Origin of the sequence: Aquimarina callyspongiae, from assembly GCF_034322225.1 — a bacterium.
Lineage (GTDB): Bacteria > Bacteroidota > Bacteroidia > Flavobacteriales > Flavobacteriaceae > Aquimarina.
In genome coordinates, this window is record NZ_JAXLPA010000002.1 from 11,622 (window position 1) to 32,896 (window position 21,275).

Genomic DNA, 21,275 nt, shown 5'->3' on the forward strand with positions numbered 1-21,275 from the left:
ATAAGCCGCAAAGGTACGGTTTATTATCTGTCTATTACAATAACGTGGGATTAATTATAGTGTTGCAAATTAACTGATATCTTATAGTATATTGATTATTATAAAATAAGGAATAAGAAATATAAACATAAACAGATTCAGTAAGTTATGTTATCTGTTATGCAGAAAACAATCTTATATATAATATGGTCTATTCAATAACTTCTATTTCGAATATTTGATCCCAATATTTTCCTGTTACAAAAAGTTGTTTGGTATCAGCTTTATAAGCGATACCATTAAGTACATAATCAGAATCTTCTTCTTTACCAGTAGGAGTTGCTTTAGGGCGTAATCCTTTTAAATTAATTACACCTTCAATAGCACCATTGTTAGGGTTGATAATAGCAATACCATCTTTTTGATAAGTGTTGGCATAAATTTTTCCATCTACCCATTCCAACTCGTTAAACTTAGATTTTACACTTTTATTAGTAGTCACTTGTATGTAATCTTGTTCTGCTAATGTTTTTGAATCCAGGGTCCATATTTTTTCTGAACCATCACTTTTAAAGATTTTTGTACCATTATTACATAATCCCCATCCTTCTTTACTTTTATTATATGCAAAGCTTCCAGTCTTCTTCAAAGTTTTTAAATCATAAATAAACCCTGTTTTGGATTGCCAGGTGAGTTGATATATTTTATCATTAAGAATCGTAATTCCTTCGCCAAAATATGCTTGATCAAGATCTACTTGTTTAAGTACTTCACCTGTCTTATAATTTACTTTTCGCAAAGATGATTTTCCGTTTTTTCCAGTATTTTCATATAGTGTATCTCCAACAAACTCTAATCCTTGTGTATAGGCTTTATTATCGTGAGGATAAGAATTAATTATTTTGTAATTATAAATTTTAGGAGCTTTATCATTAAAAAAGGTTACTTTTTTAGAAGTTTCCTGTGAGGTATTATCATAATATACAATTGCTTTAATTTTATGATGACCTAGTTTTTCTGTATCTATTTTTTCTGTAAAGGGTTCGGTCGCCGATAAAGTTTTGAGTTTTACATTATCAATTGTGTATGCAATTGAATCAATAGTGATGTTTTTTTTGTTAATTATTGTTGCTTTTAAAGTCTCTCCCACATAACAAACCCCTTTTTTATTAGAAATAGAGAGCGAAAAGTTCTTAGTTTTTTTATCAGAATTGCTTCCACAACAAATTAAAGTAAAGCTTAATATTATGAAGGCGAATAGGTTACGCATAATCTTTATATTTGATAGATTTAAGAGCAAGATATTTATTTTAATTGGGTTTAAAAAATGATTGTTTTATTAACCAAAGATTGTATCTTTGCAGCGGCAAGTCCTACACAACCAGCTCCTGTTGAATCCTCCAGGGCGGGAACGCAGCAAAGGTATACGGTCGTAGCGGTGTGATGTAGGTAGCTTGCCTTTTTTTGTACCCGATATTTAACTTAAAATTTTCGTTGAATTTGTTGATTTTGACGTATAACTATATTAAAACGAAACAAATTATTAGATATTTGCACCTATGAGTAAAAACGAGGGTAAAAAAGTAGTTCTGATTACAGGAGGATCTTCAGGAATAGGAAAATCTATCGGAATCTACTTAACAGAAAAAGGATACATCGTTTATGGTACAAGTCGTAATCCATCAAAATTTACTGACTTTAAATCATTTAAACTTTTACCTCTCGATGTTGCTGATGTTGAAAGTATAAAATCTGCAGTAGGTGAGATCGAAAAAGAACAAGGTCGATTGGATATATTGATCAATAATGCGGGAGCTGGAATTACAGGACCTATCGAAGAAATTCCTGAAGAAGAAATTTTGCGAAATTTTACCACTAATTATTTTGGGCCAATTAATGTGACCAAAGCTGTTTTACCTTTAATGCGAAAACAAAATAGTGGTCAAATCATAAACATTACCTCTATAGCTGGGTATATGGGATTGCCTTATCGAGGGATTTATAGTGCTTCTAAAGCAGCATTAGAGATTACAACTGAGGCCTGGAGAATGGAGTTAAAGAGTTTTAATATAACTATGAGTAATGTGGCTCCAGGAGATTTTGCTACAAATATAGCCGCAGGACGATATCATGCTCCATTACTTGAAGACTCTCCTTATAAAAAGCAATACGGAGATACGTTAAAACTTATGGATACTCATGTAGATTCTGGCAGTGATCCTCAAGAAATGGCAAAAGCAGTTTTTAAGGTAATAAGCTCAGAAAACCCTAAAGTACATTATAAGGTAGGTGTATTTATGCAAAAATTTTCAATTGTACTTAAAAGAATTCTACCGGATAAAGTATATGAAAAGTTATTAATGAATCATTATAAATTATAATTTTCATTGTATAGGGTGATCGCGAGTATTTTTTATATTCGCAACGATATAGAATAGTAATAAATTTAAACACAACAATATGAAATTTTTTATTGATACCGCAAACCTCGATCAGATTAAAGAGGCTCAAGATCTGGGAGTTCTTGATGGTGTTACTACCAATCCGTCATTGATGGCTAAAGAAGGTATCACTGGTAAGGAAAACATAATAAATCACTACAAGAAAATATGTGATATTGTTACTGGAGATGTGAGTGCAGAAGTAATTTCTACAGATTTTGAAGGAATTATTAAAGAAGGAGAAGAGTTAGCAAAACTTCACGACCAAATCATTGTAAAAGTGCCAATGATAAAAGATGGAGTAAAAGCTATTAAGTATTTTAGCGATAAAGGAATTAAAACTAATTGTACACTAGTTTTTTCTGCCGGGCAGGCTTTATTAGCAGCAAAGGCAGGAGCAACTTATGTTTCTCCATTTATTGGTCGATTAGACGATATATCTACAGATGGTTTAAATCTAATTGCAGAAATCAGGTTGATCTATGATAACTACGGTTTTGAAACTCAGATTTTGGCAGCTTCTGTAAGACATACAATGCATGTTTTAGAATGTGCAAAAATCGGATCAGATGTAATGACCGGTCCTCTTTCTTCAATAGAAGGATTGTTAAAACACCCTTTAACAGATATAGGATTGGCTAAATTCTTAGCAGATTATAAGAAAGGAAATTAATTATTAAAGTATAATAAAATATACTTTAATGTATTGTACTGTATTATAAAGATAATTATAATATACGTAATGAATTAAAACCTATGTATTTCAATGCATAGGTTTTTTTAGTTCTGTATGCTTGCTAAACGTGTGTATTGGATAAGCTGCTTTTCAAAATAAGAAGAAAACAAATTAGCATTTGCATTAATGATTTTACCTTTATTATCTACCAGGATTACTTTATCTCTATAGTGTATAATAAGTTCTTCAGAAGAGCATTTAGGATATTTAAACTCATATTCTCGATTCAAATCAAACTGATTTCTTTTTATAGTATGTACCCAGTTTTTTGTTTGATCATCATCTGTATTGATTCCAATAAAATCAATTTCAGGATATAAAGCACTTAAGTAAGAAGCTTTTTTATGAGCTCTCATATAATGATCTTTGTTTTCTACAGACCAAAAATACATTGCTGTAATTGGTTTGTTAAAAAGAGAAGAAAGTTTAACCGTCTCTCCTGTAGCGGCAATCAAATCCTGATCAGGGATTGTATTATTAGGCTTTAATCTGGAGGTTGCTCTGGCAAGCCGTTTTAGTTCTTTTTGAAATTTTTTGTTAGTACTAACAGATAGATAATGTTTAAGAACTTTACGAGAAGCATAATCATCTTTACTTTCTAATAAAAACTTATATGTAACTCCTTTTAATAAATTATTCTTGATATAAGAGTGTTGAATCAAACTATCAATAAGATCTAATTCATATATGATATTACCAACCGGATCTTTTCTATAAGATTGACCTTTTGCATAGTGAGTATATGTAGAATTGGTGAAATAATGATTTAAAAACCTATTGTATGAGTATAATCTTTTTAATTCATTATCATTAAAATTAACAGCCTCTCTGTAAGTAAAAAAAGACTCTGGCATATCATTAATAGAGTCTAAATTGGTTATTCCATAATGTTTATAAAAATACATTTCATGTCTTGAATGAAAATCGTATTTAAAACTTGAGTTTACAATTTTTCTGGATAGATCACTAATATTATATTTATTAATGAGTCTATTATAAGCTTCAGATCTTAAACGTAACAATGAATCCTGTTTTTTCTTAAAATCAATAGGAGATAGCTTAAAATCATTTTTTCTTAATTGTTCTCTTTCAGTTTCATTTTGCAAAAACATGTCAATCATAAAATTGTTTTTTCTTGCTCCGTCACCAGTAAAAACTAATGACTCATCAAACTCCAGAGTATTTAATCTAATAAGTACACTATCACCTTTTTCAAGAATTACAATTTGATATTCAGGATTATGTCTGAAGGAGTATAACCCTTCTTTTAGATTGTCAATTCGATGTAAGAATCTATTGTTTTTATCCAGGTATATAGTATCCCAGGTATTATTTTCTTTCGAAAGAACAATGTAGTTGGTATTTGGGTTTACAATTTCGCCTCCAAAATAGGTGTATTGACGATTGTTTTCTTCAGAAGAATCGCAACTGCATAAACAACAAGCTAATACAGGAAATAAAAATAGGTGTCGTAATAACGAAAATTGCATTTTGGGAACTATTAAATACTAACTAAATCGCTCAAAAATAAAGGGAAACCCGGTTTAGGCTTGTTAATGATTCGTTAATTCTATAATAACGGCTATATTGTTTCAGGTTCTGAATCCATTTTTCTACTTTTGCGGCGAATTTAAATTATACAAATTTTATATCATGTTATCAGTTTCTAATCTTTCGGTTCAATTTGGTAAACGAGTACTTTTTGATGAAGTAAATACTGCCTTTACTCAGGGTAATTGCTATGGTATTATTGGGGCTAATGGTGCTGGAAAATCTACGTTTTTAAAAATTCTTTCTGGAACTCAGGAACCTACATCAGGACATGTACACCTGGAACCAGGTAAGCGTATGTCAGTTTTAGAACAAAACCATTATGCATATGATGAATATAATGTTTTGGAAACTGTGATAATGGGGAACAAGCCTTTATATAAAATCAAAACAGAAATTGATGCTTTATATGCTGATTATACTGATGAGAATGCAGAAAAAATAGGAGAGCTCCAAGTGCAGTTTGAGGAGATGAATGGTTGGAATGCGGATAGTGATGCTGCAACGATGTTATCCAATCTTGGGATTAAAGAAGATATTCATTATACAAAAATGGCTGATTTGGATACAAAACAACGTGTAAGGGTGTTGCTTGCCCAATGTTTGTTTGGTAATCCTGATGTGCTGATTATGGATGAGCCTACCAATGATCTTGATTATGAAACAATTTCTTGGTTAGAATCTTTTTTGGCCAATTATGATAATACGGTAATTGTAGTTTCTCACGACCGTCACTTTTTAGACTCTGTATGTACTCATATTTCTGATATCGATTTTAGTAAAATTAACCATTATAGTGGTAATTATACTTTCTGGTATGAATCTTCACAGTTGGCTGCCAGACAAAGAGCTCAGCAGAATAAGAAGGCCGAAGAAAAGAAAAAGGAGTTACAAGAGTTTATTGCACGATTTAGTGCCAATGTAGCAAAATCGAAGCAAGCTACCTCTCGTAAAAAGATGATAGAAAAACTTAATATCGAAGATATTAAACCTTCTAGTCGTCGTTATCCTGCTATTATTTTTGAAAGAGATAGAGAAGCTGGAGACCAAATTCTTAATGTAGATGGATTAGCATCAAGTTTAGAAGGGGAGGTTTTGTTTAAAAATATAGACATTAATTTAGCTAAAGGAGATAAAGTTGTCGTGTTTTCAAAGGATTCTAGAGCAACAACAGCATTTTATCAAATTCTCAATGAAAAACAAAAAGCAGATGCTGGTAAATTAGCTTGGGGAATTACAACTACTCAATCATATTTACCTGCAGATAATAGTGAATATTTCCAGAATGATCTTTCGTTAGTTGATTGGTTGCGTCAATGGGCAACAACCGAAGAAGAAAGAGAAGAGGTGCATCTTAGAGGGTTTTTAGGAAAAATGATTTTTAGTGGAGAAGAAGCTTTGAAAAAATCGAATGTACTATCAGGAGGAGAAAAAGTGCGATGTATGTTGTCAAAAATGATGATGACCAGAGCTAATGTTCTCATGCTAGATGAACCAACAAACCATTTGGACCTGGAATCAATTACCGCATTTAATAACTCCTTAAAAAACTTTAAAGGTACGATACTGTTTACAACTCATGATCATGAGTTTGCACAAACAGTAGGTAACCGTGTAATAGAATTAACGCCAAATGGAGTCATCGATAGATATGCTACATTTGATGAATATATGAATGATTCTAAAATTAAAGAGTTACGTGAGAAGATGTATGCAGTAAATGTATAACGATATTATAATAACAAGAAAAAAACCTGCAAAACTGCAGGTTTTTTTGTATTACTATTTTGTTAATCCTTCAAATTTTAAGGACATATAATCTTTTATAACGGATTCCATAGTCTCTTTGGTCTGGCTAAAGAATGAATGATCAGTGATTAACTGCATAATAAAATATTCATCTAATTTGGCCAAAAGATCTACAGAAACTGATTTGAATAAGCCATTTTTTATCCCAAAAACATAAAACTGTTTAAGATCTATTAATAACTCATTTAAGAAATCTTCAATGATCTTCCAGGCATCAGGATAGTGTTTTTGTAATTGTTTCAGATAAATAGGAGATATATCTTTGGCGCCTTCTGTTAAGATACTCGCTAATGCTTGATAATGATAATCTAATTGTAGGTTATCTCCCGAAATTTCATTTTTGTAGGTGTTTAACTGATCTACTCTAACCTGGGTAATGTATTCAAATATTTCTTCTTTGGTAGTAAAATATTGATAGATTGTAGACTTGCTCTTATTCATTAAAATAGCCAGATTATCCATAGTGAGGTTACCTAGATCAGCATTTTTTAATTTTGGAAGCAAAGCTTGTGTCCATTTTTCTACTTTTTTGTTTTTTTCCTTTCTGTCTTTCGCAATAGATTTTCTTCCCATAGATAATAAATCATAAAAGATTAAGCTATAATTATTTGTATAGCTTGATGTAAAAAAGTTAATACCATTTGTTGTTTGAGTTTACTGTAAAAGAAAATTAAGTTTTTTTACCTCAGAAAACAGAGATGAAAAAAGAGCATTTTATTACAATAAATTCAAAGGGTAAAAAGTATAAGTCCCCAAACATAACACTTAATTGGGTTTTTTACTAAACGAATAAACCAAAGATTATATTTCGCAATAAGAAATAAGGGGATAAAATACCTTACTATTTTATAGTATGTAAGAAGTAAAACCTCTTATGAAAAGGTTTAATTATTTGAGGAACTTTGAAAATGCCTATAAATAAGGAAAACTCCATATAGGATAAAAGAAACTGTTATTATCTTATTAATACCCCATCCGGTTTCTGTTTGTATTCTAGTGTAAAGACGTAAACTGCCAAATAAAACCAAAGCAATTCCGATCATTAAGTCCCAGGTCCTACGCGGATTTTTGTTTTCTTCTTCCTCTTCTTCTTTCATGTTTTTTATGAGATGCTTTTTTCTATGATAGGTATGGCTTCGTTTATATCAACCTTTTTTACAAAGAGTTGAATATGATCCGGGATACCACCGCCAAAACCGGCTAGCATGCCTGATTTCATATCATCTCGAGTTATAGAATTAATACCTTTGTCTTGAAGTAAAGTCTGTAAAAACTGTACATTAATTAAACTACCGGTATAGACACGTTCATATTCACTTTCAGGAAACATAAAGTTGTTTTAAGCATTAAAATATTTACTATTCCAGATTGCAGTATTAAAATTTTTACCCAAAGCAAAACCATAGAACAGTACTACTGCTGCTACCGATTTAAACATAAATAAAAATATCATTATAAATGTAGAGGTTGTATTCTCTTTTGTAAATAACCCATCCGGAACCATAAAAGTAATCAAAAGACTTATTAAAAAAGTCAATATTAACAGATTCTCAAAACTTTTAAAAAACCACATTATAGTTTTACGTAAGGGATGGAGATCATTACCCCATTTATGTATCAAATAAAAATAATCATTCCCCATAGGAAAAAATAATAAAGGATCATCAGCATTCTCTAGTTTGAATAATTTTGACGGAGCTATTATTTTAAAGCCTTGTAATTCGGTTTTATGCTTTTTTTCAAGTTCGTCAATTGCAGAAATTGCGGATTTAGGTAGTTTTCCTTTAAAATATTTTGAATCCAAAAATCGTAATCGATAATCTATACAGATCTTTTTGATATGATCTAGATGATAAATCTTATCGGTCTCCAAAAGGTCAAAGTTAAAAGAATTACTTGTTTTGTTATTGGAGGTATTTAAATTTTGAAGTATTCGTTTTTCGTGATTTATATCTTGTGAAAAAATGGTTTTAACCTGCTTTTTCCATGAAGATATGTCAAACTCCTTTTTTCTTTGATTAGTTAACTTATCTTGAATATTTGTCCTGGAGAATTTCATTTCCTTTTCTTTAGCTTCACTAAATTAAGGATTTAAGCTTAGGATTACAAAAAGAACTTGTTACAGTTGTTGGGGTGATTTATAATAAAAAAAAGGAGCTATCTAGATAGCTCCTTTTTGTCGATCTATATTTTTTTAAAACTTATGAGAAGATATTAGATGATTTTTCTCATTCACAAAAATCACACTATCGATTTCATCGATAAGATAATTAGGTGTTTTGTCTAATAATTCGATTTGCGTATCTATGGCACCTGATTTCTTGTTGATCATATATATGTAGTGCTTTGCGCCACTATCGTTTTTAATTTTAGCAACAATAAATTTATGAGTACGAATAGCTTTAGAATTAAAGAATCTTTTCTTTGTGATTTCAAAAACTGTAGCCATATTATTTTTATCTGGACCTACATACATACCAGCAATAAGGCTAGTCTCTGTAGTACCATCAGTTTGATCTTTTGATCTAACGTAGGCTCCATTAGATAAGGCTGTTAATGTATTTATGTTATCCAAAGATCCCTGGATGTCAAGATCTACACCTGCGATATCTAATCCTGTTTGGGCTAGTTTAAGAAATCCATCCACAGAACTTGGGGGATCGTAATATTTTGAATAACCTAAATCTCCTGAAGAAGATAAAAATGAAATATGCTGACTTGTGTTTAGTAAATATCCTGCACCACTAATATATTCTGCTACTAATGGAGTTTTTTTCTTTACATTTTCTAGTGCAACATCTTCAGCAAATAAATCAATGTTTCCAGTATTTAGATCGAATTTATATCCTTTTTTATTTTCGAATAAGATTACTTTATCTTCCTGCTCATCATAGGTTACTGCTGGGATAGATTTAAACTTCACATCTTTATCCCATACATCTTTCCCTTTTTCATAATCTAAGATATTAGATCTTTCTGTGGATACATATAAAATTCCTTTTTTAGTAGGGTTTACATAGTATGAATATCCTTTTACTTTACTTGTCCAGATTTTCTTACCATCATTATCAACTAAAGAAATTGTCCCATCTTTCTCGTCTTTACCAATTGCTACAAAACCTTTTTCATGAGGGATAACTTCATTAAGATGTTCAATTTTAAAACTTTTCTTCCACTTAAATTCATTGGTTTGTGGATCGATAATATTAAAACCTTCAGTCTCTACCAGTATAAGATTGTTACTGTCATCAGGTCTCACATCTATTAATGTACCTTTTAATTTTAATTTTCCTGGAGTGATATCTTCCCCTGTAGAAGGGTTAAGTACAGTTAATTTTTTGGATTTTTTGATACCTAGATATAAACTGTTGTTTACTTCAGAATATACAAGAGCTTTGATTTTTTTATCTGTTTCGTTTTGCCATATGACATCACCAGTTTTGATATCCAGAGCATATATTTTATCCTTTAATCCTAAAATAATATTATTTTCTTTATTAAAATGAGGACCGTGATTGATAAAAGAAGCTTTGGTTAGTTTTTGTAAAAGACCTTTGGATTCGCCTAAAGAAGTAGCCCAGTTCTTTTGCCAGGTTTTAAGACTAAAAGACATTAAATATTGTTCTTTGTCTTTTATTAGTTCAAAAAGAATTAATTCTTTATCAGCAAATAATGTGAAATTTCTGATTTTATACCCGTCATCTTTTGTGTCAAACACAACATTTCCATTACTGGAATTTATGATTAAACCACGAGTTTTTCCTGCTAAAGGAGTATATTCTACATAAAATAAAGGGAGTCCATCAATATTTAAGAAGGTATTCTTATCTATTGCTTTTAGTTCTTTATTGTGCCATTTAGTTTCTCCTGTGAGATTATTTAAACCAATAAGGCCTTTTGCTCCAGAAGCGATGATGGTACCATCATTAGATTGCTTGATCCAACCAACTTCATAAAGTGATTCCTTAAGATCAACTTGCCATAATTGATTTTGAGATAGTAATGAAGAAACTGAAATTAGCAGGAGTAGGGTAATTAGGTAATTTTTTTTCATGTTAAGTATAGTTTTATTATATAATGTCACAAAGAAGCAAAATGTTACCTCTTTACTAACATTTTTAAAAATTTAAAAGTATAAATTCTTTAGAAAACATTCCCTATCCGTTTCTGATAGTTTTTATGCAACTTTTTAGAAAAGAAATGACTAATGAATCAATAATTATAGTTTTAGGTATAATTATTAAATAGCACAACGCATATTTCTGACAGTTTTTAAAATGACAAAAAATGCGTTGTACTTTTAAGTTTATCGTAATTCAGCTCCTAATTTGTTTTCAAAATTGTTTTGAAGCTTATTCATAATTTTGTCGATTTGTTTATCGGTAAGTGTTTTGTTTTCATCCTGTAAAGTAAAACTCACTGCATAGGATTTTTTACCTTCAGGAAGATTCTTACCTTGATATACATCAAACAAATTAATATCTTTTAATAATTGTTTTTCGGTTTGTTTGGCAATAGTATGAATCTCTTCAAAAGATACAGAATGATCTAATAATAAAGCAAAGTCTCTTCGTACTTCAGGAAATTTAGGAATCCCTTTAAATTTTACTTTATTACGTTTTGCAAATTCTAAAATAGTATCCCAGTCAAAATCTGCATACAGTACTTCTTGCGAGATGGAGAAGTGTTTCAGAACTGATTTTTTAACAATACCAAATTCTACCAGTTTGGATTTTCCTAGGCTTAATGATACACCTTCTGCAAATACATCATTTTTTATAGGTGATGTTTTGGAAGTTTTTATACCTAAACGGTCTAATACTGCAGAAACGACACCTTTTAAATAAAAGAAATCACTTTTTTGCTGCTCAACTTTCCAGCTTTCTTTAGACTTATTTCCAGAGATTAAAATACTTAAATGTTTGTTTTCAATCCTGTTGTTTTCGTACTGGTGATACGTTTTTCCGAATTCAAATAACTTTAAGTCAGCTCTTTTCCTGTTTATATTATAGGATACTGCCTCTAAACCAGAAAATAACATGGATCGTCTCATTACTGCCAGATCATTACTTAACGGATTAAGCATTTCTACACTGTTTTCTGCATTTAATTGATCACTTAATTCTACATACTCAGGAGCGGTCAAAGAGTTGGCCATCATCTCATAAAAGCCCTGACTCACCAATTGATTCGCAATAGTATTTTGTACATTGTGATCAGAGAATTTATCAATGTTAGAGATGGATGCGTTTAGTTTCTGAGTGAAACCTATATTGTTGTAGCCATATACTCTTAAGATTTCTTCTATTACATCAGCTTCTCTTGTAACATCATTACGATATGCTGGTATGGTTAGTCCTATACCTAACTCAGTAACACTATTAATTTTTATTTCTAGTGACGTCAAGATACTCTTTATTGTCTCTGGCGGAATTTCTTCTCCGATAAGTTTTGTAGTATTCTCATATGATAAAAATACCTGAGCGTCTTCAATCTTTTTAGGGTAGATATCAGTGATTTCACTGCTGATATGTCCTCCAGCAAGTTCTTGAATCAAAAGAGCTGCTCTTTTTAAGGCATACTCAGTAGCATTAGGATCGATACCGCGCTCAAACCTAAAAGAGGCATCTGTATTAAGTCCATGTCTTTTTGCTGTTTTACGAACACTTACAGGGTTAAAATATGCACTTTCAAGAAATATTGAGGTTGTTTTTTCGGTAACTCCCGAGTTGATGCCACCAAAAACTCCTGCAATACATAGAGGTTTATTAGCATCACATATCATAAGATCTTCCTGATGTAATTCACGCTCTACTTCATCCAATGTGATAAATTTGGTACCAGCTTCCAGAGTTTTTACTTCGATCTTATTTCCTTCTATGTGTTGCGCATCAAAGGCATGTAATGGTTGCCCTAATTCATGTAAAACATAATTAGTAGCATCTACTACGTTATTTATAGGAGTAAGCCCAATAGCTTTAAGACGGTGTTGTAACCAGGCAGGAGATTCATCTACTTTGATTTCAGAAATGGTTACTCCGCAATATCTAGGCGCTAATTCTGAATTTTTAACCTCTACATCAATCTTATGAGCTCTGTTTTCTACATGAAAATTACTAACAGAAGGAGTTATAAGTTCTAGGTTAATATCTTTTTGTAATAATCCGGCTTTAAGGTCACGGGCAGTACCCCAATGTCCCATAGCATCTGCACGATTTGGAGTTAATCCAATTTCAAAAACAGAGTCATTCTCAATATCAAATACTTCTGAAGCCAAAGCTCCTACTGCTATATCGGCATCAAGGACCATAATACCATCGTGACCACTTCCTAATCCTAATTCATCTTCAGCACAGATCATACCGTGACTTTCTTCTCCTCTGATCTTCCCTTTTTTAATGACCCACTCTCTACCTTCAGCATCATATAATTTTGTGCCGATAGTTGCTACAGGAACTTTTTGTCCTGCCGCTACATTAGGAGCACCGCAAACAATCTGAACCGGTTCATCTTGCCCTAAATCAACTTTAGTAACCTTTAATTTATCAGCATTAGGGTGCTTTTCACAAGTTAAGACTTGTCCAATAACAACTCCTTCAAGTCCTCCTTTTACACTTTGGTAGGATTCAATTCCTTCTATTTCAAGCCCTAAGTCAGTAAGGAGTTCTCCTGTTTTTTCTGCCTCCCAATCAAGGTTAATAAATTGTTTTAACCAGTTATATGAAATTTTCATTTGTGATCTTTCTAAATTCAGGCGGTAAAGATAATATATTGGATAGAGGTTACAAATTGTATAGAAGCCTTATATGTAAAAAAATACAAGAACTTTATAGTTTCTGAAAAAACTATAGATAATCTTAAAAATTGTAAATAGAGGAATCATTGTAAAAGTTAATAATCGATAAATTAAATGGCATTATTAGTTTGTTCTGCTTGGTTTTTTTACTTTCACAACAAAATTTCACCTTCGTAAATACTTTAATAATGAAAAATATATTCCTTCTTTTTTTAACAGGGTTTCTATTATTTTCTTGTCAGGAAGAAAAAACTGATAAAAGCCTACATCTTAAAAGTGGTCCCTGGAGAGCGACTTTAGAAGTTCAGGATAATAAGGAACTTCCGTTTTTAATAGAAGTGATGGAGGATGAAACATTAAAAATTTTCAATGCAGAAGAAGTAATAAATATTGATGAAGTAGAAGTAAAAGGTGATTCTATTACTATAAAATTTCCGGTTTTTGAAGGTTATGTAGCTGGAAAATTTATAGATTCTACTACAATTTCGGGAAGCTTTATTAAAGAAAGCCTGGATAGAGTAGTACCTTTTAAAGCAGTGTATGGAGAACAAGATCGATTTGATATCACTTCGAAACCTTTATCTGATATTAATGGTAATTGGGAAACTGTCTTTAGCCCAAATTCTGAAGAAGATAAATATATAGCAAAAGGTATTTTTAAACAAAATGGTAATATTGTTACAGGAACGTTTAGAACAACAACAGGAGATTATAGGTTTTTGGAAGGCGTATTAAATAAAGATCAATTAGAACTATCTGCCTTTGATGGAGCCCATGCTTTTTTGTTTACAGCTCAGGTTACTGATAGTACTTTAAATGGAAATTTTTATTCAGGAAATCACTGGAAAGAACCATTTGTTGCAAAACGTAATGAGGAATATGAGTTGCCATCAGAAGATTCTTTAACCTTTATTAAAAAAGGATATGATCGATTTGATTTTAGTTTTCCTGATACAGATGGTAATGTGGTATCCCTAAGCGATGATAGGTTTAAAGATAAGGTAGTGTTAGTTCAGATTATGGGTACCTGGTGCCCAAATTGTATGGATGAAACTAAGTATTATGTTGATTTTTATAATAAAAATAAAAACAAAGATTTTGAAATCGTATCGCTAGCTTTTGAATATGCAAAAACAGAAGAAAGGGCTTATAAATCTATAAATAGGTTAAAAAGTAAACTCAAAGTAGAATACCCTGTTTTATTAGCTCAATACGGTACATCAGATAAACAAAAAGCGCAAGAAAAACTACCTATGCTTAATCATGTGCTTTCTTACCCTACTACTGTTTTTATTGATAAAAAAGGAGAAGTACGTAAAATTCATACAGGATTTAATGGTCCTGCAACTGGTCAGAAATATATAGATTTCAAGAAGGAATTTGAAGGGTTTGTTAATCAGTTGTTAAATGAATAACGCTGTTTAACAATCAATTATGACTTTCCATTTTAGTTTAACACTACCGTAACATCAGAATTGAGAATAACCTTTTAATATTGTTAGAAGCGTAATTCTTTTTTTACGTGGTCAGTTAAATAAATTATTCAAAAAGTTAATCACATGAAACATTTCAACCTTATTAAAACGTGCATTGCTAGTACAATGTTGCTGTTTACTATTAATTTAAGTGCACAGCTCAATACTCCCGAAGCAAGTCAGAGAGCCAAAGTTACACAACGAGTAGGTGTAACAGATATTACTATAGATTATGGAAGACCGAGTGTAAAAGAACGTGAAGTCTGGGGTAAACTAGTGCCTTATGGTTATAACAATCTGGGTTTTGGTACTTCGACAGCAGCGCCTTGGAGAGCTGGTGCTAATACAAATTCGACTATTGAGTTTACTCATGATGTAAAGATTGAAGGAAAAGATATCAAAGCTGGTAAATATGGGCTTCATATTGCAGTTAAAGAAGATGGGGGAGCTACTATTATACTCTCTAATAACTCTACTTCCTGGGGAAGCTATTTTTATGACGAGAAGGAAGATGCGCTTCGAGTAGATGTTCAAACCAAAGAAACAAATCATACAGAGACTTTAACATACGTATTCCCTTCATTTGAAGCAAACAGTACGGTAGCTGCATTACGATGGGAGAAAAAGGAAATTCCTTTTAAGATAGAAGTTAATGTAAAAGATATTGTAATGAAAGGGATCAAAGATGATCTACGTAGTTCTGCCGGATTTACTCAATCTAATTGGGATAATGCAGCAAATTATGCTTTTAACGCAGGAGATTTGGATCAGGCACTAGAATGGGTTGATGGTTCTATTAGTGGAAACTTTTTTAGTAAAGAAACTTTTGGTAATCTATCCTTAAAATCTCAGATTTTAGCAAAACAAGGAAAAGCGAATGAGGCGATGACATTTGTAGATAAAGCTGCTAAACTTGGAAATGCAACACAAGTGTTTCAATTAGGAAATGGTTTGATTGGTCAGGGCCAGAAAGATAAGGCATTAGAAGTGTTGAAAAACAATGTGAAAAATAATAAAGGGGCTTGGCCTTCAAATTATGGATTAGCAAGAGCATATTCTGCTAAAGGAGATTATAAAAATGCTATAAAGGCAATAAACACCTCCTTAGGTAATGCTCCTGATAGATTTAAAGGAAGACTTAACGGAGATCTTGAAAAGCTTAAAAAAGGAGAAGACATCAATTAGGTGTCAAAAATAAACCGAGTTATTAAAAGGTTCAGGAATTTTCTGAGCCTTTTTTTGTTGATTTGATTATAGAGGAGTTAAATTTTTTCTGACTTCGAATAAAGAACCTATATAACCTAATGATTATATGTTAATTTACGGGTATAACGTATCTTTGTAGTACCAAAATTTAATACATGAGTAAAGCAGTCTATGTAGCTACTATTGAACCTAATAGTGGTAAATCTATTGTAGTTTTAGGAATGATGAGAATGCTTCTTGGTAAGGTTGCCAAGGTGGGATACTTTAGACCTATCATTGATGATCCCGCAGAGGGAGAAGTAGATAACCATATCAATACCGTGATATCGCATTTTGAACTGGATATAAACTTTAAAAATGCCTATGCATTTACCAGAAGTGAAGTTCTTCAGAAATATAACCAGGGTAAGCCTAATGAGATTATTGATGTTATTATACAGAAATACAAAAACCTGGAAGAAAAGTTTGACTTTATATTGGTAGAAGGAACAGATTTTTCTGATGAAGGTAGTATTATAGAGTTTGATATCAATGTGGTTATAGCAAAGAACCTTGGGATTCCTGCAATTATCGTAGCTAGTGGTGCTGATAAGACTAATGATGAAATCGTGGGTAATATCAAGCTTGCTTGTGATACCTTTAGGAGTAAAGATGTTGATGTACTAGCTTTAGTAGGTAATAAAGTAGATCTAAGTAACGAAGAAGGGCTGAGATCTGAGCTTGCTAATAGTTTTGATAATGAGATAGAACAGATAGTTATACCAAAAATTAATTCTCTAAGTAACCCTTCAATAAAAGAGATTGTAAAAGAACTTGATGGTAAAGTCCTTTTTGGAAAAGAATATTTAAATAATCAAGCAGGTAGTTTTGGAGTAGGAGCAATGCAACTTCGTAATTATCTAACACATCTAAAAGAAAACAGTTTAGTGATCACACCCGGTGATCGTGCAGATATTATTTTAGGAGTATTACAAGCAAATATTTCGGATAATTACCCTAAAATTTCAGGAATTATCTTGACAGGAGGAATTATTCCCGAAGAACCTATTTTAAAACTTATTGAAGGAGTGTCTCTTTCTGCTCCAATTATTTCTGTGCCTTCAGGTACTTTTTCAATTACTAATAAGATTGGCGCTATAAAGCCTAAAATTCACGCTGATAATCCTCAAAAAATAATCACCTCCATTAGTACTTTTGAAAAGTATGTTAATGAAGATAGGTTGGCAGAAAAACTGGTGACATTTAAATCAGATGGTATTACACCAAGTATGTTTCAATATAAACTATTGAGGCGTGCACTTAAACATAAGAAACATATAGTATTACCTGAAGGTTCAGATGAAAGAATTTTAAGAGCTACTTCGAGATTACTGGCTTCTGATGTTGTAGATATCACTTTGATAGGAAACGAAAAAAAGATTAGGAGTAAAGCAACGAAGTTGGATATACCTATTGATTTTGATAAAGTGAGTATTATTTTCCCTACAGAATCGCCTTATTATGATGATTATGTGCAAACATTTTATGAATTAAGAAAGCATAAAAATGTGAATCTTGATATGGCAAAAGATATGATGGCAGATGTATCATATTTTGGGACTATGATGATTTATAAGGGGCACGCAGATGGTATGGTTTCAGGAGCTATTCATACAACTCAACACACGATCAGACCTGCACTGCAATTTATAAAAACTAAACAAGATGTTAAAGTGGTTTCATCGGTGTTCTTTATGTGTCTTGAGGATAGAGTATCTGTGTTTGGGGATTGTGCAATTAATCCTAACCCTAATGCAGAACAATTAGCAGAAATAGCTATTTCTTCCTCAGAATCTGCGGCAGCTTTTGGGATAGAACCTAAGGTAGCAATGTTATCATACTCTTCTGGATCTTCAGGAAAAGGAGCAGATGTAGAAATAGTAAGAGCAGCTACAGCGATCGTTAAAGAAAAACGCCCTGATCTTAAAATAGAAGGACCAATACAGTATGATGCTGCGGTAGATATGAGAGTAGGAAAAAGCAAGTTACCTGATTCTGAAGTGGCAGGACAAGCAAGTGTATTGATTTTTCCGGATCTGAATACCGGAAACAATACATACAAAGCAGTACAGAGAGAAACAGGAGCGCTGGCAATAGGACCTATGTTACAAGGGTTAAATAAACCTGTAAATGATCTTAGTAGAGGCTGTACCGTAGATGATGTTTATAATACAGTTATAATTACTGCAATTCAAGCGCAGGGCTTGTAAAAGTGTAGTTTAGATTTAAAAATAAAATAGTTTTTTATAATTTCTTAAGGATTTAATTTCAAAAAAAATATGCAAATACTCGTATTAAACTCTGGAAGTTCATCAATAAAATTTCAATTATTTAAAATGCCAGAGGCAAAAGTAATTTGCTCAGGATTGGTAGAGCGTATTGGCCTGGAGAATCCAAAAATTTCGTATAAAACAGAAGTTAACGAAATTGAAAAGACCGAAATTATTCCTGACCACAAAAAAGGACTCGAGCTTATTGCAATGTATCTTATGGATGATGAGATTGGAGTGCTGCAATCTTCTTCACAGATTCAAGCAGTTGGTCATAGAGTAGTGCACGGAGGAAGCACATTTACAAAAACTGTAGAAATTACTCTTGAAGTAAAACAAAAAATAGAGAAACTTTCAGCGTTAGCTCCGCTACATAATCCTGCAAATCTTGAAGGTATTCAAGTAGCCGAAACTATTTTTCCAGAAGCTCATCAAATAGCGGTTTTTGATACGGCTTTTCATCAAACTATTCCTGTAGAAGCTTATAAATACGCTATTCCAAACAAGTTTTTAGATGAGAATAATATACGCTTATACGGTTTTCATGGAACCAGTCATAAATATGTATCTGAAAAGGCAATAGAATATATCAAAGACAAACAGTCCAAAATAATTACAATTCACTTAGGAAATGGTTGTAGTATGACAGCTGTTAAAGATGGAAAAAGTATTGATCATACTTTGGGGTTTGCTCCAATGAATGGATTAATAATGGGTACAAGAAGTGGTGATATTGACCCTGCAGTAATTTTTTATATGGTTAATTCTTTAGGATATTCTTTGGATGAGGTAAATGCACTTTTGCAGAAAAACAGTGGAATGTTAGGGTTAACAGGTTATAGTGACCTTAGAGATATTGAAGCCCAAGCACAGAAAGGAAATAAGGATTGTAAGTTAGCGTTACAGATGAATGCATATAGAATAAAGAAATTTATTGGTTCATATGCTACAATAATGAACGGACTTGACGCTATTGTTTTTACAGCAGGAATAGGCGAGAATTCTAGTACTATAAGAGAGTTGGTATGTACGGATTTAGAATTTTTAGGAATTCATCTAGATGTAGAACAAAATAATATACGTAATAAAGAAATAAGAGATGTTAGTAAAGAATCTTCAAAAGTTAAAATACTTGTTATTCCTACTAATGAAGAATTAGAAATAGCTAAACAATCATTTGATTTGTTATAAATAAAAAAAGGATGTAGAAACTACATCCTTTTATCTTAGATAGGTTTAGTGGATTATGCCCAAATGCAATTACCGTTTGGCATGCAATATCCATAATCACAGAACTCATTACCACCGTGGTTGATACAACATTGTCTCGGACCACCGCAATAAACTCTAGGTCGAGCAGCTCCAGTGATTTCTTTTTGTTGTTCTTTACTAAGTTTTTGAATACCTGATAAATTCAAGATTTTCTTCATTTGTAATTATATTTAAGTTAGTTCTTAAATGTAATCCAAAATTCTGTAAAGAAATCTTATCATTTTCATAAAAAAATAGCAAATTGAATAATCATTAGACTTTAAAGAAAAGCACAGCGCCCCCATCCATAGCAAATTCCTGGTTCACAATAACCAGCAATTAGACAACCTCTTCCGCTTGGGCAACAAATGCCTCTACTACCTGCTAATCCTTTAATTTCTTTTTGCTCTTCTCTGCTTAGTTTTTTAATACCGTTTAAATCTAAAATTTTCTTCATTTATAATTATATTTAAGTTAGTACTTAAATGTATGATAAAGTGTTTAAAATCAATCACATGAAAAACTTAAAAAAGATAATCGATTCTTATAGAATAAAATAAAAAACCAGGCTTATTTATAAGCCTGGTTTTAAATATTTGAATGACTTCAAAGAATTAGTATAGAATACATCCTCCCCAAGTTAGACAACGTCCAGGTTCGCAAAAACTTCCTCCTGGATAACTAATACGGCATTTGTTTCTACCGCAACAACTAATAGATGTTCCAGCTCCTGAGATGGACTTTTGCTCTTCTTTGCTTAATTTTTTGACGTTACTAAGATTTAAGATTTTTTTCATGATGTAAATATTTAAGTTAGTATTAAAATAATAAAGTAAAAAAGCAGTGTTTGTTTTTACTTTATACTGTTTAGAGTAGCTAAAAAAAAGGTAAACTTATTTTGAGTTTACCTTTTTTAGGCTTTAAGATTTGTGTCTTGTTAATATAGGATACAACGTCCAGGTCTGTATGGGTCACAATACCCTGGCTCACAAAAACTTCCTCCTGGAAAACTAATTTGACAACCTCTTCCGGTTGGGCAACAAGAAATCCAGGCACGTGAACCTTTTATTTGACTTTGTTCTTCTCGGCTTAATTTTTCAACCCCTGTTAGGTTTAAGATTTTCTTCATTTTTACGTAATATATTTAAGTTGGTATTTTGAGATAAATAACATTAAAAAAGCAAACCTTTTAAGCTTGCTTTTTATTTTTAATTAGGTGTATTTTAAAAAAAGATACATCTTCCCCAACGGTCACAGAATCCCGGTTCACAGAAACTTTGTCCGCCAAAACTAATCAGGCAACCTCTACCACTAGGGCAGCAAGTAGCGCGAAAAGCAGCACCTTTGATTTGTTGTTGTTCGTCTTTGGATAATTTTTGAACCCCTGTTAAATTTAAGATCTTCTTCATTTTGTGTAATGTATTTAAGTTAGTCTTTAAATGTAAATCAAAATATTGTAAATCATTTACACAAAAAGCTCAAAAAAAGTAAGTTTTAATTGTAATCATGAATGGTATTTGTTTAAAAATTACATGGTTTATTAACTATTTAGGTATTAGAAGGTAGTTTGATATAACTGCGATAGAAAATGTAAGAAATAACTTATTAACATTATTTTAAGATATTATTTTATTGATTATCAATTGGTTAAATTGTATTTTGAAGCTAATTTTCAGGTTGTCAACAATCTACATAATGATTTAGTAACATGGAGTATTGGCT

Annotated in this window: 20 protein-coding genes and 1 other RNA gene; 8 read left to right on the forward strand and 13 right to left on the reverse strand. The window is 31.7% G+C overall.

Annotation, left to right across the window (positions count from 1 at the left end; translation table 11 throughout):
* Window positions 1-190 precede the first annotated feature (190 nt).
* Entirely contained in the window at window positions 191-1,249 is a 1,059-nt protein-coding gene (locus U0D62_RS07010) for a glutaminyl-peptide cyclotransferase (RefSeq protein ID WP_322194905.1), read from the reverse strand.
* A gap of 94 nt (window positions 1,250-1,343) precedes the next feature.
* Between U0D62_RS07010 and ffs the strand changes: the two genes are divergently transcribed.
* The 3 genes from ffs (at window position 1,344) to fsa (ending at window position 3,093) form a co-directional block, all read left to right on the forward strand.
* An RNA gene (gene ffs / locus U0D62_RS07015) (signal recognition particle sRNA small type) lies at window positions 1,344-1,442 on the forward strand.
* Window positions 1,443-1,538: 96 nt separating this feature from the next.
* Window positions 1,539-2,360 (forward strand): SDR family oxidoreductase, encoded by an 822-nt coding sequence (locus U0D62_RS07020; protein WP_322194907.1) that lies wholly within the window; start codon window positions 1,539-1,541, stop codon window positions 2,358-2,360.
* A 79-nt stretch (window positions 2,361-2,439) separates the two neighbouring features.
* Window positions 2,440-3,093: a fructose-6-phosphate aldolase gene (gene fsa / locus U0D62_RS07025; RefSeq protein WP_322194908.1), complete on the forward strand. Its 654-nt coding sequence runs from the start codon at window positions 2,440-2,442 to the stop codon at window positions 3,091-3,093.
* Window positions 3,094-3,200: 107 nt separating this feature from the next.
* On the opposite strand, the gene U0D62_RS07030 is transcribed toward fsa, so the two are convergent.
* Complete coding sequence (locus U0D62_RS07030; protein WP_322194910.1) at window positions 3,201-4,646, reverse strand: hypothetical protein; 1,446 nt, start codon at window positions 4,644-4,646, stop codon at window positions 3,201-3,203.
* Between the two features lie 163 nt (window positions 4,647-4,809).
* Between U0D62_RS07030 and U0D62_RS07035 the strand changes: the two genes are divergently transcribed.
* Entirely contained in the window at window positions 4,810-6,435 is a 1,626-nt protein-coding gene (locus U0D62_RS07035) for an ABC-F family ATP-binding cassette domain-containing protein (RefSeq protein ID WP_322194912.1), read from the forward strand.
* 54 nt (window positions 6,436-6,489) lie between these two features.
* On the opposite strand, the gene U0D62_RS07040 is transcribed toward U0D62_RS07035, so the two are convergent.
* The 6 genes from U0D62_RS07040 to pheT form a co-directional block, all read right to left on the reverse strand.
* Window positions 6,490-7,089 carry a TetR/AcrR family transcriptional regulator gene (locus U0D62_RS07040; RefSeq protein ID WP_322194913.1) on the reverse strand — a complete coding sequence of 200 codons (600 nt, stop codon included), beginning with the start codon at window positions 7,087-7,089 and terminating at the stop codon, window positions 6,490-6,492.
* 311 nt (window positions 7,090-7,400) lie between these two features.
* Window positions 7,401-7,613, reverse strand: a complete 213-nt coding sequence (locus U0D62_RS07045; RefSeq protein ID WP_322194915.1) for a hypothetical protein — start codon at window positions 7,611-7,613, stop codon at window positions 7,401-7,403.
* 5 nt (window positions 7,614-7,618) lie between these two features.
* Window positions 7,619-7,846: a putative signal transducing protein gene (locus tag U0D62_RS07050; protein WP_322194916.1), complete on the reverse strand. Its 228-nt coding sequence runs from the start codon at window positions 7,844-7,846 to the stop codon at window positions 7,619-7,621.
* 9 nt (window positions 7,847-7,855) lie between these two features.
* Window positions 7,856-8,575 (reverse strand): hypothetical protein, encoded by a 720-nt coding sequence (locus tag U0D62_RS07055; RefSeq protein ID WP_322194918.1) that lies wholly within the window; start codon window positions 8,573-8,575, stop codon window positions 7,856-7,858.
* Between the two features lie 135 nt (window positions 8,576-8,710).
* A complete protein-coding gene (locus U0D62_RS07060; RefSeq protein WP_322194920.1) occupies window positions 8,711-10,570 on the reverse strand; it encodes an outer membrane protein assembly factor BamB family protein in 1,860 nt (619 codons plus the stop codon).
* A gap of 252 nt (window positions 10,571-10,822) precedes the next feature.
* Window positions 10,823-13,249, reverse strand: a complete 2,427-nt coding sequence (pheT, locus tag U0D62_RS07065) for a phenylalanine--tRNA ligase subunit beta (RefSeq protein ID WP_322194922.1) — start codon at window positions 13,247-13,249, stop codon at window positions 10,823-10,825.
* A 251-nt stretch (window positions 13,250-13,500) separates the two neighbouring features.
* Here pheT and U0D62_RS07070 point away from each other — a divergent pair, with 251 nt between their 5' ends.
* The 4 genes from U0D62_RS07070 to U0D62_RS07085 all read left to right on the forward strand — a co-directional run bounded on the left by U0D62_RS07070 (window position 13,501) and on the right by U0D62_RS07085 (window position 19,493).
* Window positions 13,501-14,727 (forward strand): peroxiredoxin family protein, encoded by a 1,227-nt coding sequence (locus U0D62_RS07070; protein WP_322194924.1) that lies wholly within the window; start codon window positions 13,501-13,503, stop codon window positions 14,725-14,727.
* A gap of 144 nt (window positions 14,728-14,871) precedes the next feature.
* Complete coding sequence (locus U0D62_RS07075; RefSeq protein ID WP_322194926.1) at window positions 14,872-15,972, forward strand: DUF2911 domain-containing protein; 1,101 nt, start codon at window positions 14,872-14,874, stop codon at window positions 15,970-15,972.
* A 176-nt stretch (window positions 15,973-16,148) separates the two neighbouring features.
* On the forward strand, window positions 16,149-18,242 hold the full coding sequence (pta, locus tag U0D62_RS07080) for a phosphate acetyltransferase (RefSeq protein WP_322194927.1): 2,094 nt from the start codon (window positions 16,149-16,151) through the stop codon (window positions 18,240-18,242).
* 69 nt (window positions 18,243-18,311) lie between these two features.
* Window positions 18,312-19,493, forward strand: coding sequence for an acetate/propionate family kinase (locus U0D62_RS07085; protein ID WP_322194929.1), 1,182 nt, complete (start codon window positions 18,312-18,314; stop codon window positions 19,491-19,493).
* A gap of 53 nt (window positions 19,494-19,546) precedes the next feature.
* Here U0D62_RS07085 and U0D62_RS07090 read toward each other — a convergent pair whose 3' ends face one another.
* From U0D62_RS07090 to U0D62_RS07110, 5 genes are all read right to left on the reverse strand, one after another.
* Window positions 19,547-19,732 carry a hypothetical protein gene (locus tag U0D62_RS07090; RefSeq protein ID WP_322194931.1) on the reverse strand — a complete coding sequence of 62 codons (186 nt, stop codon included), beginning with the start codon at window positions 19,730-19,732 and terminating at the stop codon, window positions 19,547-19,549.
* Window positions 19,733-19,833: 101 nt separating this feature from the next.
* A complete protein-coding gene (locus U0D62_RS07095; RefSeq protein WP_322194934.1) occupies window positions 19,834-20,010 on the reverse strand; it encodes a hypothetical protein in 177 nt (58 codons plus the stop codon).
* A gap of 157 nt (window positions 20,011-20,167) precedes the next feature.
* Window positions 20,168-20,350, reverse strand: a complete 183-nt coding sequence (locus U0D62_RS07100) for a hypothetical protein (protein WP_322194936.1) — start codon at window positions 20,348-20,350, stop codon at window positions 20,168-20,170.
* 140 nt (window positions 20,351-20,490) lie between these two features.
* Window positions 20,491-20,682: a hypothetical protein gene (locus U0D62_RS07105; RefSeq protein ID WP_322194938.1), complete on the reverse strand. Its 192-nt coding sequence runs from the start codon at window positions 20,680-20,682 to the stop codon at window positions 20,491-20,493.
* A 94-nt stretch (window positions 20,683-20,776) separates the two neighbouring features.
* Window positions 20,777-20,962, reverse strand: a complete 186-nt coding sequence (locus U0D62_RS07110) for a hypothetical protein (protein WP_322194941.1) — start codon at window positions 20,960-20,962, stop codon at window positions 20,777-20,779.
* Window positions 20,963-21,275: the final 313 nt, after the last annotated feature.

What these genes read in the sequence shown, in the direction of transcription:
- U0D62_RS07010 (WP_322194905.1), bottom strand. Translation starts at nt 1,249, where the DNA reads ATGCGTAACCTATTCGCCTTCATAATATTAAGCTTTACTTTAATTTGT.
- U0D62_RS07020 (WP_322194907.1), top strand. Translation starts at nt 1,539, where the DNA reads ATGAGTAAAAACGAGGGTAAAAAAGTAGTTCTGATTACAGGAGGATCT.
- fsa (WP_322194908.1), top strand. Translation starts at nt 2,440, where the DNA reads ATGAAATTTTTTATTGATACCGCAAACCTCGATCAGATTAAAGAGGCT.
- U0D62_RS07030 (WP_322194910.1), bottom strand. Translation starts at nt 4,646, where the DNA reads ATGCAATTTTCGTTATTACGACACCTATTTTTATTTCCTGTATTAGCT.
- U0D62_RS07035 (WP_322194912.1), top strand. Translation starts at nt 4,810, where the DNA reads ATGTTATCAGTTTCTAATCTTTCGGTTCAATTTGGTAAACGAGTACTT.
- U0D62_RS07040 (WP_322194913.1), bottom strand. Translation starts at nt 7,089, where the DNA reads ATGGGAAGAAAATCTATTGCGAAAGACAGAAAGGAAAAAAACAAAAAA.
- U0D62_RS07045 (WP_322194915.1), bottom strand. Translation starts at nt 7,613, where the DNA reads ATGAAAGAAGAAGAGGAAGAAGAAAACAAAAATCCGCGTAGGACCTGG.
- U0D62_RS07050 (WP_322194916.1), bottom strand. Translation starts at nt 7,846, where the DNA reads ATGTTTCCTGAAAGTGAATATGAACGTGTCTATACCGGTAGTTTAATT.
- U0D62_RS07055 (WP_322194918.1), bottom strand. Translation starts at nt 8,575, where the DNA reads ATGAAATTCTCCAGGACAAATATTCAAGATAAGTTAACTAATCAAAGA.
- U0D62_RS07060 (WP_322194920.1), bottom strand. Translation starts at nt 10,570, where the DNA reads ATGAAAAAAAATTACCTAATTACCCTACTCCTGCTAATTTCAGTTTCT.
- pheT (WP_322194922.1), bottom strand. Translation starts at nt 13,249, where the DNA reads ATGAAAATTTCATATAACTGGTTAAAACAATTTATTAACCTTGATTGG.
- U0D62_RS07070 (WP_322194924.1), top strand. Translation starts at nt 13,501, where the DNA reads ATGAAAAATATATTCCTTCTTTTTTTAACAGGGTTTCTATTATTTTCT.
- U0D62_RS07075 (WP_322194926.1), top strand. Translation starts at nt 14,872, where the DNA reads ATGAAACATTTCAACCTTATTAAAACGTGCATTGCTAGTACAATGTTG.
- pta (WP_322194927.1), top strand. Translation starts at nt 16,149, where the DNA reads ATGAGTAAAGCAGTCTATGTAGCTACTATTGAACCTAATAGTGGTAAA.
- U0D62_RS07085 (WP_322194929.1), top strand. Translation starts at nt 18,312, where the DNA reads ATGCAAATACTCGTATTAAACTCTGGAAGTTCATCAATAAAATTTCAA.
- U0D62_RS07090 (WP_322194931.1), bottom strand. Translation starts at nt 19,732, where the DNA reads ATGAAGAAAATCTTGAATTTATCAGGTATTCAAAAACTTAGTAAAGAA.
- U0D62_RS07095 (WP_322194934.1), bottom strand. Translation starts at nt 20,010, where the DNA reads ATGAAGAAAATTTTAGATTTAAACGGTATTAAAAAACTAAGCAGAGAA.
- U0D62_RS07100 (WP_322194936.1), bottom strand. Translation starts at nt 20,350, where the DNA reads ATGAAAAAAATCTTAAATCTTAGTAACGTCAAAAAATTAAGCAAAGAA.
- U0D62_RS07105 (WP_322194938.1), bottom strand. Translation starts at nt 20,682, where the DNA reads ATGAAGAAAATCTTAAACCTAACAGGGGTTGAAAAATTAAGCCGAGAA.
- U0D62_RS07110 (WP_322194941.1), bottom strand. Translation starts at nt 20,962, where the DNA reads ATGAAGAAGATCTTAAATTTAACAGGGGTTCAAAAATTATCCAAAGAC.